Below are 13,228 nucleotides of genomic sequence, written 5' to 3'. Positions count from 1 at the left end.
AGCCCCGCGCGGCGTATACCGCGCGGGGCCATGACCGGCATCAGAACGAGACGGTGAAGCCCATCTGCACCATGCGGCCCAAGGCGTCATAAACCTGAGGGATGGTGTTCGAACGGGCCAGCGAGATGTTGTACGAGTTGGCCACGATCGGCGGCATCTTGTCCGTCAGGTTGTTGACGGTCAGCCGCAGGCTGATCTGCTCGTTGACCATGTAGCCCACCGCCACGTCGAAGTAGTCATACGACGGGATGGAGGTGAAGGTGGTGACACGGGTGGACGCGCTGGCGCCCAGCGCCGGGTCGTTGCTGTTGGCGGCGTTGGTGACGCCGGAAATGTGGCGCCAGTTGAGGGAAATGCTGTAGGCGCCGCCATCGCGCATGTAGGTGCCGCGCAGGTTGTGCGTCCAGGCCGGGAACGGCTGGTTGCAGCGCGGGCCGAAGTAACCGACACAGCTGGCGGCCAGCGAGTTGGGCGTGTCCTGCCCGCCGGTGCGGGTGCTGAGCGAGCCGTTGAAGTCGAAGTCGAGATGACCGCCCAGCTCGGCCACCGGCAGCAGGTACTGGGCCTGGAAGTCGTAGCCCTCAGCGAAGGTCTTGTAGTTGTTGGTATTGCCGTAGGTGACGAAGCCGGTGCTGGGCGTACCGCCGCGCACGGTGTCGTAGCTGGTGAGCGAGCCGTCGGGGTTGCGGTTGAAGTGGCTGCAGTAATAGGCGGTGGCGAACAGCGCGCAGCTGCTGCTGTAGAAGTCGTCGTAGTTAAAGCCGATCGAGCTGTCGATCATGATCAGGTAGCGGTCGGCCGACAGGGTCAGGCCCGGCAGGAAGCTGGGCTTCAGCACCGCGCCGTAGGTCAGGGTGTGGGCCGTTTCCGGGTCCAGCACGAAACCGCCCTGGCGCGCCAGGCAGGCGTTGTCGTCGCACTGCTTGATATGGCCGTACTGGGCGGCGGTGACACCGGTCAGCTGGCAGGCGGCCAGGCTGGCCGTCGGGTTGCTGCCGGCGCAGATGTCGGGGCCGCCCGAGGTGAAGTCGATGGCCTGGTTGTTCTCATAGATGTTGGGGGCGCGCGCCGCCTTGTTGTAGCTGGTGCGCAGTGTCACGTCCGGCACCGGGGCGTAGGTGCCCTCGATCTTCCAGGTGGTGAAGGTGTCCGGGTTGGTGTCGTACTTGGACCAGCGATAGCCGCCCTGAGCGGACAGCAGGTGCACGAAGGGCTTGTCCTGGACCAGCGGCGCCTGGACCTCGATATAGCCTTCCTTCACGCTCTGGCTGGCCTTGAAGTTGCTGCCGTAGCCCGCGTTGCTGACGAAGGCGTCGTCGACGGTGTTGTTCTCCATGTCCTTGCGGTATTCGCCACCGAAGGCCACCGCCACGCCCTCATTGGCCAGCGGGCTGGTGACCCCGTACCGTCCCAGGTCGCCGTTGACGTTGACGGTGGCGTCCCACAGGGTGCCGATCTGCTCCTGCGTGCCGCCGTAGCCGCCCTCATAGAAATTGACCAGGGCCGAGCTGCCGCCGTTGGCCACGAAGATGTTGGCCGGAACGCAGTTGGGGCTGGTGCCCGCCACCTTGGCGGCGCAGGTGGGCGTGCCGTTGACGTTGACGACGTTCAGAGAGTCGGCCTGCGTCTGGTAGACCGGGTTCTCGAAAGCCGGCTTGTAGGTCTTGTCGAAGCGGGCGTACACGCCGCCGACGTCATAGTGCCAGGCGTCCAGGACCTTGCCGCGGAAGCCGGCCGTGACGCGCTGGTTTTCATTCAAATAATAGTCCTTCAGCTGCGCCGTGCTGTCGAACTGGTAGCGCACCTCGGTCGGCATCAGGGTGTTGGTGCCCGCCAGGGAACCGCACAACGCCTGCTGCTGCTGCGCCGACATCAGGGGGTTGTTGCAATTGATGTTGTAGGACGACTCACCGAAAACCGAGGGCGAGTAAAGCCGCGATGTGCGGAACTGGTTATAGGAAGTGTCGCTGGAGATCAGGTAAGAGCTGTAGAACTCGACCGAATCGGTCAGGTCATAATTCAGGAAAAATCCGCCATTGATGCGCTCATCCTGACGCTGCAGATAATAGTCCTGGTAGGAATTGTATCCATACGTCTGGTCGCGGGTGACAAAGGTCGCCGACCCGTCCTTGGCGTTGGAGAACACCTTGCCGGCGTTGTCGCCGGACTGCGGGCTGAAATAGCCGTACTTGGAATAGGTGGAGGTCTGGCAGGATAGCGGACCGTCGGTGGTGGCCTGGATCAGGCCGCAGGCGGAAAAGTCCCGGTCCTTGTACAGCACCGGTTCCGTCCGGCGGTAATCGGCGAAGGCGCGGACATTGAGCCGGCCATCGGCGAACGAATGGCCCCAGGCGGCGCTAAAATCGCCACGCCCGCCGTCCCAGGCCTGGCCGTTGGGCGAACCGATACCGTAACGGTCGGCCACCGGCTGCACGATGGTGCGCTGGTTGTAATGGTCGTAAAGGCTGTAATTGCCGCTGACCTGGAAGCCGTTGAACTCCTTCTTCAGCATGAAGTTCACCACGCCGGCCACCGCGTCGGAGCCATAGGCGGCGGACGCGCCGCCGCTCAGCACGTCGATGCGCTCCAGGAAGGCGACGGGGATGATGTTGACGTCCAGGCCGATGTTGGTCGCCACCCGCTGGCCGTCGATCAGCGTCAGGGTGCGGCCGAAGCCGATGCGCCGCAGGTTGATCTTCTGCGCGCCATCGCTGTCCTGATAGGTCTGCTGGTTGTCGGGCGACACCTGCGGCAGGCGGTTCAGGATGTCCTCGACGTTCAAGGCGCCCGACTGCTGGATTTCCAGCGCCGTCACCGACGTGATGGGCGCCGCCGAGGTCATGTTGGGCCGCGCCGCGATGTGCGAACCCACGACCACCACTTCCGTCAGCTCATCGGCGCCGCCATCCGCGCCCTGCGCCGCTTGCCCCGCCGCCCATGCGGACGGGGCCCCCATCAGGCCCATGGCGCCCAGGGCAACGCCCAGCGCCACGGTGGACGGGACATATCGTGAAACCATAGTGTGCCCCCTGTTTTGTTTTGTTGCCAGTTTGCCGGCATAAAACGCCCGTGACGGTAACCATAACACTTCTGAAACCAGTTTCAATGCATATATGAAACTGGTTTCACTAATGGTGCAACGATGCAATCCGACCATCCAGATCGTGACCGGCGTGGGGGCGGGCGCGGTGGCATCCGCCGCATACGAATTCTTGTTGTGGCCGGCCCCCCCTCCTGTGCCATGAAGGACGTACCGGCTGTGTTTGCGGCCGAGGCACAAAGCCGGCGCGACAAAGCAGCGCGGGGAAAATCAAGGGATCGGGAGGGGATTGCATGGTGCCGGTTGCAGGCATGGCCTGGGTCGACTACGCCATCGTGGCGCTGTATCTCATCGGCATCGTCTCATTGGGGCTGTACCTGGCCCGCCGCCATTCCTCGACTGAGGATTTCTTCCTGGCGTCGCGCGGCACCACCTGGCCCGTCATCGGCCTGGCCTTGCTGGCCTCCAACATCTCATCCACCACGCTGATCGGCCTGGCGGGGGCCGCCTACGGCACCGGCATCTCGGTCTACAACTACGAATGGATGGCGGCGGCCGTCCTGGTGTTCTTCTGCGTTTTCTTCCTGCCCTTCCTGCTGCGCTCCAAGGTCTACACCCTGCCGGAGTTCCTGGAGCGGCGGTACAGCGGCCTGGCGCGCAGCTATTTCTCAGGCCTGACCCTGTTCCTGAACCTGGTGGTGGACACGGCCAGCGCCCTGTACGGCGGCGCGCTGCTGTTCAAGCTGCTGCTGCCCGGCGTGCCCCTGTGGCAGATCGTGATCGTGCTGGCGGTGTCGGCCGGCATCTACACCATCGCCGGCGGCCTGCGCGCCGTGATCTATACCGAGACCATCCAGGCCGTGCTGCTGCTGACGGCATCCGCGATCATCGCGGTGCGCACCTTCCTGAAGGCCGGCGGCTGGGACGCGGTCATGGGCGCCGTCGATCCCGCCAAGCTGTCGCTGATCCGGCCCCTGAGCGACGCGGCCGTGCCCTGGCCCGGCCTGCTGACCGGCGTGCCCCTGCTGGGCTTTTACTTCTGGTGCACCAACCAGTTCATGGTGCAGCGCGTGCTGTCGGCCAAGGATGAGAACCACGGCCGCTGGGGCAGCCTGTTCGCCGGCGCGCTGAAGCTGCCGGTGCTGTTCCTGATGGTGCTGCCCGGCACCGCCGCCATCCTGCTGTACCCCAACCTGAAATCGCCGGATCTGGTGTTTCCCACCCTGCTGTTCGGCCTGCTGCCCGCCGGCCTGGTGGGCCTGGCGGTGGCGGGTTTCATGTCGGCGCTGATGTCGTCCATCGCCTCCACCTTCAATTCCGCGTCCACCCTGTTCACCATGGATTTCGTGCGCCGCTGGAAGCCGGAGATGCAGGGGGCGGCCCTGGTCCGCGTGGGCCGGATGGCCACCCTGGTCATGGCCGTGGCGGCCATGGCCTGGGCACCCCAGATTGAGCATTTCGGATCGCTGTGGCAGTACCTGCAGGTCATCATCGCCTATGCCGTGCCGCCTGTCATGGCGCTGTACCTGGTGGGCATCTTCTGGCGCCGGGCCAACGCCGCCGGGGCCGCCGCCTGCATCGCCGCCGGCGTGCTGGGCGGGGCGGCCCTGTTCGTGGCCAACACGGTGCTGGACGTGGTCAGCATCCACTTCCTGTACGTGGCCCCCCTGCTGTTCGTGCTGTGCGCCACGGTGCTGGTGGTGGTCAGCCTGGCCACCGCCCCTGACGCGGCGGAGAAGTCCGCCGGCCTGGTGTGGACCCCGGCCTTTTTCCGCGAGGAGACCGCCCGGCTGGCGCACGAGCCGTTCTGGCGTAACTACCGCGTGCTGGCCGGCCTGTTGCTGGCCGCCACCGCCGCCATCGTCTACACCTTCCGCTGAGGGGCCGGCCCATGGGCGATCCGCTGCGCGTGTTGCCGGCCGGCACCAGCCGCCCGGATCTTAAGGAGCCGGAGCCGCGACGCGCATTGCGGGGACGCGCGGCCGATTGCTATCATCCGCGCCCAGGGGAGCACCAAGAGGCCGGAAGCACGGGGATGCGGGTCAAGCGTCCGACATCGTTCGACATCGCCGAACTGGCCGGCGTGTCGCAGTCCACCGTGTCCCGCGCCCTGCGCAACGACGCGATGGTCAGCGAGGACACCCGCCAGCGCGTGGCCCAGGCGGCCCGCCTGCTGAACTATAAGGTCGACGTCAACGCCCGCAACCTGCGCTCGCAGAAGACCAACACCCTGGCCCTGCTGCTGTACGAAGACCCGGTGACCAGCCAATCGCTGATCAACCCCTTCTTCCTGTCCATGCTGAGCAGCATCACCAAGGCGTCCGCCCGGCGCGGCTATGACCTGCTGATCAGCTTCCAGCAGTCCAGCGACGATTGGAGCGCCGACTACGCCGCGTCCAAGCGGGCCGACGGCCTGATCTTCCTGGGTTATGGCGACTATCTGCGCTACGTCGACAAGATCAGCCGCCTGGATGAGGTCAGCACCGCCTTCGTCACCTGGGGCCCGGTGGTGCCGGGACAGCCGGGACACTTCATCGGGTCGGACAATGTCCACGGCGCGCGCGAGGGCGTGCGCCACCTGATCGCGCGCGGCCGCCGACGCATCGCCTTCCTGGGGGACATCTCGGAACACTGCCCGGAGTTCCGCGACCGCTATCGCGGCTATGTCGAGGCGCTGGGCGAGGCCGGCCTGCCGGTGATCGAGGCGCTGTACGCCGATGCCGCCGCCTCGGAGGAGGTCGGCCACCAGGCCATCCTGGACCTGATCGACCGCGAGGGGCCCATCGATGCCGTGTTCGGCGCCTGCGACCTGCTGGCCATCGGCGCCATGAACGGGCTGCGCGAGCGGTCCTTGCGGGTGCCGGAGGATGTGGCCGTGGTGGGCTTTGACGACATCGTCGCCGCCCCCTTCACCTCTCCACCCCTCACCACCATCCGCCAGGACACGGCGGCGGCGGGCGAGTTGCTGGTGGAGAACCTGCTGCGCCTGATCGAGGGCCGCCCCATCGAGACGACCCAGATCGCCACCAGCCTGGTGGTGCGGGGCAGTTGCGGCGGACGCTGACGCCGGGAGGTCCAGCCCCGGGGCCAGGAGCGGCCCCGGGGTTGATCCTCGCTTACGGCCGGGTCGCGTAGCGCACCGCCACGGGGGCGTAGAGGTCCCAAACCCCGCCGTCGTGCAGCGACCGCAGCAGCTTCACATACTCCGCATGCGCCCAGGCCAGGGGCGTCGCGCTGTCGGTGCCGGCGCCGGCCTTGTAGCCGCGGCCGCCATCACTGCCCACGCCATCCCACACCTGTTCCGGGATCATCAGGCCCTGGTTGGCGAAGCGCTCAAGGGCGCGGACGTAGGTGGTGCGGATGGCCTCAATCTCCGCCGGCTTGGCGCCGCCGGCCTTGGCCGCCGCCAGCGCCAGCTCATAATGCCCACGCTCCCCCGTCAGCAGGGGCCAGACGCGGCCGCGCTGGGTGGGGGTCATGGTGCCGCTGACGGCGTAGTTGGCGCCGGTCGCCCGGTCCTCGCCATAGCCATCGTTGCCGTAGCGGCGCCAGCCGGGATAGGCGGTGGGGTCGCCAGCGAAGTGGAACGTGTACTTGACGCGCAGGTTCTCCGGCAGCGCCTCGTCATCCAGGACGGCCAGGCTGGCCTTGATGACGGGGTCGCTGGGGGCCCGCACGCCATAGCGCACCAGCTCCAGGAAGCCGCCGTCGACATAGGCGTCCTCGGTCAGCGCCTGCTGCCCGTTGCGCACCGCCAGGGGCGTGTGGGCGTTGGGTTGGCCCGTGGGCGCGATGCGCAGGTAATAGCCGGCTTTCGAGCCCCCAAGGGAGGCCGTTCGTGCCAGCTGGCCATTGGTGGTGACGGTCGCAGCCTCCAGCCCGGCGGAGTATGCGTCGGCGGCGGCGTAATAGCGCTTCACCGCCGCCTCATCCCCCGCCACGTCCGCCAGTTCCGCCGCCACCGTCAGGCCGGCGATGACCGCCGCGGTGGTGGAGGGCGAATTGCCGGCCTGTTCCTCCCAGCGTTCCTGCTGGGTCGCCGGCGGGCGGATGGTTTCCTTGTTCCAGCCGATGCCGGCGGTGCCGCCCTTGACCAGGAAGTCGGCGGCGGGCTTCACCATGCCGTGGTAGAGCGCCGTCACGTCGGCGTCGCTGATGACGCCGTTGCGCCACAGGCGCCAGGCCAGCATCAGGGGCATGGCCGTCTGGTCCAACTGCACGCCCACCCATTCCGGCGTGCCGTCCACATGGGTCTTCTGCAGGAACCAGCCGCCGTCGCCGTGGTTGCCCGGCGTCTTCGGGCCCACCTGGATGGTCTTCAGGTAGTTCAGCGCCGCCTTGGGCGTGTCGGTGTCGCCCAGGGCCAGCAGGGCCATGGCGCACTGGTAGAAGTCGCGCGGCCAAACCGCCTTGTAGCCCGTCTCGGGCTTGTCGGCCTTCTGCGTGTCGCCCCAGGGCGCGGAGAGGGAGGCGATGAGCGCGCCGGGATGGGTCTTGTCCTCCTGCGCCTTCAGCACCAGGGCGCTGGCGTATAGCAGCTTGCCGCCATCCATGGCGACCTTGGCCAACTCCGGCAGGGGCGCCAGCTTGGCCTGATACCCTTCCCAGCCGGCGTCATACGCCGCCAGCACGGCATCATGCCCGCGCTTCAACGTGGCCGACGCGGCGGCATCCGCCGCCTTGGCGCTGTCGCCGAAGCCGACGACGATGTCGAAGGTGGCCTCGCCCGTCACGGGCGCCAGGGCGCCGGCCAGGGCCACATTGCCGGCCTTGTCGCCGGTGGTGGTGTAGTCCGCGTCCAGCTTGCCGGCCTTTTGCAGCTGGGTCAGCCCGTCGGAGGTGCCGACGAAGCCCACGCTGACGGCCTTGAAGCCCTGGGCGGCCTTCACCACCAGGTGGCGGTTGCCCTCATAGGCGTGCAATGCGCCCTCGGTCCCATCGGCCTTGTCACCGCCGCCGGTGCCGGCCATCTGCGGGTCCACCAGCAGGTAAGGGGTGACGGTGGCGCCTTTCAGCGCCCGCACCGTCACACGCACCATCAGGGTGTCGGCGGCGGGGTCGGTGAAGACCTGCTTCTCGATCTCATACTTGCCGTTCTTGGCCTTGTTCACGACCTTGTAGGCCAGCGAGCGGGGGCGGCCGGCGGCATCCACGTCCAGATAGCTGGTGGTGCTGTCGGTGTCCCTGTCCTCCACATCCAGGAAGCCTTCGCCCTGGATGGCGAACTTCAGCTCGCGCAGTTGCACCTCATGGATCAGGCCGTACATGGTCTCGGTGACCACGCCCTTGGCCAGGGAGAACCAGACGCGCGACGGCACGGCCTTGCCGGGCTGCGCATCATAGGCATGGTAGGCCGTGCCGATGCCGGTCTTGCCCGCATAGGCGCCCGTCGCCGCCTGCCCCGGCGCGCCCGGCGCCACACCGGCCAGCGCCACGCCGCCCATCATGCTGCCGGCCAACAGCACCGCCATCAGCGCCGCCGCCCGTTTCCGTCCCATCGTCTTGTTGTTCGTCATTCCATCACCAGGCTCGTAAAGAAACAGGCCACCACTGTCCCCCGCAGTGCGCTGCACAAGGCTTTGAATACGTATGGAAAGCCGGGGGTGGAAGGGGGAAATACGTATGTGGGTCGCGACTTATCGCGACCAAGGCCGACGGGACGGCGGCAGGCGCGCCTTGGGCGGATGGGGATTGTTGAAACCGCCAGGAAGTTCATCTTCCCAGGCAAGCAGCCAACCATTCACCGCCAAGGCAGCGAGCGCCATCATGACGGCAAGCCAGATAGGAAAATGGCCCAGGAAGACGAGCAGAATGACCAGACCGACGGCGATCACCAGCAGGACCAGCCGCACGATATGCTCAGATTTCATAATGCCCCTAAGCATCACCGGGCGTTCGGCGCGGCACTTCCCTTAGAGGTGTCGGAGGGGGCCGGCGGCGGAACGGCAGCGCCCTTAGGCATGGGCACATTGATACGCGCCACGGGGAAGATGCTGTCCATGGCGGGAGATCGCGTACCACTCTGGGAAGTCTGCTGCTCGGCCACGGTAACCACCTCAAACGCTGCTTCCATACGTCATTTGAAAATAAGCCTTCGCTTCGCTTTCCGCCAGTGTGAAGAGTTTTGGCGGCATTTCCAAACCGTCCGGAAAATGCTTCCGCTCAAGCTTCAGCTGCATCTCCATGATCTTCTGGCGTTTGTCCATGATCACAGGATTGGATGGGGGAGATGCGAAGATATTCTCCCATTCAAACTGAACTTCTATCAGCAGACTTTCCAGGTAGCGGGTCAAATCAGCGGCAGCTTTATGCTGTTTCACAAACGGGAATACGTCTTTCAAGGCGTCCACAACCTGGGACACGGCGATAATGGCGCCCCAAACAAAGGAGAGCTCCTTCCATATCGCCCATGCCGCAATGGAACCGCTGGACGCCACGCCACGGATAACGCCCAGCCTTGTCGTCCATTTCGCCCGATCATTGCGATAAAGGCGGATGGCGATCGAGTCCGCCTTTAGCTGCACAAACTGCTTCCAATACAGTTGCTGCTGCCGATGAGGGGCGGCCATCGGATCGGACATGGCGCCTCTATATTTCCGTGCATATACGGAATAGACGCTCCCATAAAGCGATTCAGAATCCAAGCGGCGACGACAGGGAGCACCCGCCACCGTCGCCCCTATTTCGGCCGCGACAGCACCAGGCCGCCGAAGGGCGGCAGGGTCCAGCCCTGGGTGCCCGACTGCGGCGCGCCCACGCTGTCCACCACCGGCCAGTTCGCCCCCTCCGGCGTCGTCCACGCCCCGGGCCCGAAGTTGAACAGGCACAGCAGCGTCTCATCGCCATGGCTGCGCTCGAAGGCCAGCACGTGCTCGCCCGCCTCGATGAAGCGCATGTCGCCCACGGCCAACGCCGCGTGGGCCTTGCGCAAACCGAGCACCCGGCGTGTCAGCGCCAGGTGCGAGTGGGGGTCGGCCTGCTGCCGGTCCACCGCCATCGCGTCATGATCGGCGCCCACGGGCAGCCAGGGCTGGGCCGTGCTGAAGCCGGCGTTGGGGGCGCCCGATGTCCAGGGCATGGGCGTGCGGGCGCCGTCGCGGCCCAGGGTCAGGGGCCAGTTGGCGATGGCTTCGGGGTCCTGCAACTGCTCGAACGGGATGGCCACCTGGGTCAGCGCCAGCTCCTCCCCCTGGTAGAAGAAGATGTTGCCGCGCAGGGTGACCAGCAGCAGCGCCGCCATGCGGGCGAAGGCCGCGCGGTCCTGCGGCTTCGCCCAGCGGGAGACGCAGCGCGGCGCGTCATGGTTGGAAAAGGCCCAACTGGGCCAGCCCAGGCCGGGCTCATCCGGCCACAGCTCCAGCGCCTTGCGCACCAGGGCGGGGGTCAGGGTGTCGGCATAGAGGAAGCTGAAGTCATAGGCGCTGTTCAGGCGCGTGTTCCCGGCGGTGAAGGCCTTCATCTCGCGGTCGGCACCGGGGCCGCCCACCTCCGCCACCGTGAAGCGGTCGCCGCCGTAGCTGTCCAGCACGCCGCGGATACGCTCCAGGAACTTCGGAATGTCCGGGTGGGACATGTTCCTGGTGTGCAGCTGGAAATCGAAGGGCCGGGTGCGCAGCGCGTGCGGGTCGGGGTTCACCGGATTGTCGGTGAAGGCCGGGTCGTGCATGGAGAAATTGATGGCGTCCAGGCGGAAGCCATCCACCCCCCGGTCCAGCCAGAAGCGCGCCACGTCCAGCAGGGCATCCTGCACCACCGGATTGTGCACGTTCAGGTCCGGCTGCTCGGTCAGGAAGTTGTGCAGGTAGTATTGGCCCCGCCGCGCATCCCAGGTCCAAGCCGGGCCGCCGAAGACGGATTGCCAGTTGCAGGGCGGGCTGCCATCGGGCTTGGCATCGGCCCAGACGTACCAGTCGGCCTTGGGGTTGGTGCGGTCCTGCCGGCTTTCCTGGAACCAGGCGTGCTGGTCGGAGGTGTGGGAATAAACCTGGTCGATGATGACCTTGAGGTTCAGGGCATGCGCCCGCGCCACCAGGGCGTCGAAATCGGCCAGGGTGCCGAACAGCGGATCGACATCGCGGAAATCGGACACGTCATAGCCGAAGTCCCGCATGGGGGAGGTGAAGAAGGGCGACAGCCAGATGGCGTCCACGCCCAGGCTGGCGACATGGTCCAGGTGACGGGTGATGCCGGGCAGGTCGCCCACCCCGTCATTGTTGGCGTCGGCGAAACTGCGCGGATAGATCTGGTAGATCGCCGCCCCGCGCCACCAGGGTCGGGGGCCGCCCGGTCCGGTATGGGTGGGGTGTTCCATGGTCATGAAGCCTCTCCAGATGCGCAGACAACGTAGTCAAGGGGGGCCACCCGCACAGCATAGCTGCCGGGGGCGGTAGGGGCAGGGCCGCATCGGCCGTGCAGGGCGGTGAAACTGGTCCATTGGGCGCCGACCTCGACCTGGGCGGTCACCGGCTGGGTCCCGGTGTTGACGGCCACCAGCACCTCCCGCCCAGTGGCGGGGTCGATACGCGAGACGGCGAACAATCCCGGCTTTTCGCTGGCGTAGCGCAGGACGCTGCGGCCGTGGCGCAGGGCCGGCTCCGCCTCGCGCAGGCGCGCCATCTCGGCCAACGCCTTGTACAGCGGGTGGTCGGGGTTGAAGCTGGGGGTGGCCGTGGTGGCGGTGGTGCCCACCAGGCGTTCGGCGTTGTAGGACGGGACGCGGCTGCCGAACATGTCCTCGCGCCCCGCGCGATCCTCCCCGCCGCTGAAGCCCTGCTCATCCCCGGCATAGACGACGGGCACGCCGCGCTGGGTGAACATCAGGGCGTTGGCCAGGATGACGCGCTTCAGGATCTCCTCCTCGCTGGCCTGGGGGAAGGCCTTGCGGGCGAAGAAGGCGAAGCGGCCATGGTCATGGTTGCTGACGAAGGTGGGCAACTGGCGCGCCGCGTCCTCGCCCCCCTCGTACAGGGCATCACCGTCCAGCATCAGGGCCAGCCTGTCGGTGCCCCTGGTCCCCGCCACCGTGTCGATCACGGCGCGGCGGAAGGCGAAATCCAGCACGGCCGGCAGCTTGTCCACCCGCGTGTGGCGGGCCAGGACAGCGACGCGGCCGTCGGTGTCCGCCACCTCCCCGAAAATGTGGAAATGGGGAATGCCCTTGGCCTTGGCGCGCGCCAGCATGGCCGGCACGAAGGCCTGCCAGAATTCCCGGTTCACATGGCGGGTGGTGTCGATGCGGTAGCCATCGATGCCGTAGCGGTCGATCCAGGCGCCATAGATGTCGATGAAGCCGCGCACCACGTCCGGGTGCTCCGTCATCACATCGTCCAGGCCGCCGAAATCGCCGTAGAGGGAGCTTTCGCCCTTGAAGGTCGATTCACCGCGATTGTGGTAGTAGCGGGGGTCGTTCAGCCAGTCCGGCGCCTTAACATGCCGTTCCGCCTCGGGCACGATGGGGGTGTAGGCGTAGGCCGGGTCCGTCAGCCGGGCGAAATTCTCCGCCGTCTGGACCTCATCGCCCATGAAGCCGGCATTGATGGCGGGGCCGGCGGTCCCCCCCTTGCGGGTGTAGGGATAGTCGGCCTTGGAGCGATAGGGGCAGGGCTTGGGGCCCCCACTCGCCGGGGCGCATTCCTTGTACTGGATGACATCGGCCGTGTGATTGATGACGATATCCAAATACACTTTCATGCCCCGCGCGTGCGCCGCCTCCACCAGGGCCTTGAAGTCGTCGTCGGTGCCGAAGTGCGGATCGACGTGGGTGAAGTCGGTGATCCAATAGCCGTGATAGCCGGCGGACTGGTGGCCGGGCGCCCCCTGCACCGCCTTGTTCTTGAAGATGGGCCCCACCCACAGGGCGGTGGCCCCCAGGCCCTGGATGTAATCCAAGCGCCGGATCAGGCCCTTGAGATCGCCGCCGTGGTAATAGCCGCTGTCGGTCGGGTCATAGCCCGTCACCGACCGGTCGCCGGTCAGCCCACCGCCCAGGCCACCCCTGTCGTTGGCGGGGTCGGCGTTGTCGAAGCGGTCGGGCAGCAGGAAATAGACCACCTCATCCTCCGCCAGGCGGTCGCGGTAGTCCGCAGCCCGCGCCGGCATGGGCCCGGCCGACAGCAAGACGCCGGTGGCAATGATCAGGGTTGAGGCGAGCAGCGCCAGGCGGCGGCTGAGGGGTGTCATGCGGTCCTC

Annotated in this window: 8 protein-coding genes; 2 read left to right on the top strand and 6 right to left on the bottom strand. The window is 66.7% G+C overall.

The features are described from left to right. Nucleotides 1-40 precede the first annotated feature (40 nt). Complete coding sequence (locus ULB03_RS27015) at nt 41-3,019, bottom strand: TonB-dependent receptor domain-containing protein (RefSeq protein WP_322486172.1); 2,979 nt, start codon at nt 3,017-3,019, stop codon at nt 41-43. Nucleotides 3,020-3,333: 314 nt separating this feature from the next. Here ULB03_RS27015 and ULB03_RS27010 point away from each other — a divergent pair, with 314 nt between their 5' ends. Continuing rightward, nucleotides 3,334-4,920, top strand: coding sequence for a sodium:solute symporter (locus tag ULB03_RS27010; protein WP_322486171.1), 1,587 nt, complete (start codon nt 3,334-3,336; stop codon nt 4,918-4,920). Nucleotides 4,921-5,075: 155 nt separating this feature from the next. Beyond that, nucleotides 5,076-6,104: a LacI family DNA-binding transcriptional regulator gene (locus ULB03_RS27005; RefSeq protein WP_322486170.1), complete on the top strand. Its 1,029-nt coding sequence runs from the start codon at nt 5,076-5,078 to the stop codon at nt 6,102-6,104. A 52-nt stretch (nt 6,105-6,156) separates the two neighbouring features. Here ULB03_RS27005 and ULB03_RS27000 read toward each other — a convergent pair whose 3' ends face one another. The 5 genes from ULB03_RS27000 to ULB03_RS26980 all read right to left on the bottom strand — a co-directional run bounded on the left by ULB03_RS27000 (nt 6,157) and on the right by ULB03_RS26980 (nt 13,219). Beyond that, nucleotides 6,157-8,556 (bottom strand): glucan 1,4-alpha-glucosidase, encoded by a 2,400-nt coding sequence (locus ULB03_RS27000; RefSeq protein ID WP_322486169.1) that lies wholly within the window; start codon nt 8,554-8,556, stop codon nt 6,157-6,159. 120 nt (nt 8,557-8,676) lie between these two features. Next, entirely contained in the window at nt 8,677-8,910 is a 234-nt protein-coding gene (locus ULB03_RS26995) for a hypothetical protein (protein ID WP_322486168.1), read from the bottom strand. Between the two features lie 186 nt (nt 8,911-9,096). Then, entirely contained in the window at nt 9,097-9,621 is a 525-nt protein-coding gene (locus tag ULB03_RS26990) for a hypothetical protein (protein WP_322486167.1), read from the bottom strand. Nucleotides 9,622-9,719: 98 nt separating this feature from the next. Further along, the gene (locus ULB03_RS26985; RefSeq protein ID WP_322486166.1) at nt 9,720-11,357 is read right to left on the bottom strand and encodes an alpha-glucosidase family protein; all 1,638 of its coding nucleotides are present in this window, start codon (nt 11,355-11,357) and stop codon (nt 9,720-9,722) included. Then, a complete protein-coding gene (locus ULB03_RS26980; protein ID WP_322486165.1) occupies nt 11,354-13,219 on the bottom strand; it encodes an alpha-amylase family glycosyl hydrolase in 1,866 nt (621 codons plus the stop codon). The genes ULB03_RS26985 and ULB03_RS26980 overlap by 4 nt, the downstream gene beginning before the upstream one ends. Between the last annotated feature and the right edge of the window lie 9 nt (nt 13,220-13,228).

Origin of the sequence: Nitrospirillum goiasense (assembly GCF_034427435.1) — a bacterium.
GTDB lineage: Bacteria > Pseudomonadota > Alphaproteobacteria > Azospirillales > Azospirillaceae > Nitrospirillum.
This window is presented reverse-complemented; position numbering and strand designations above follow the sequence as displayed.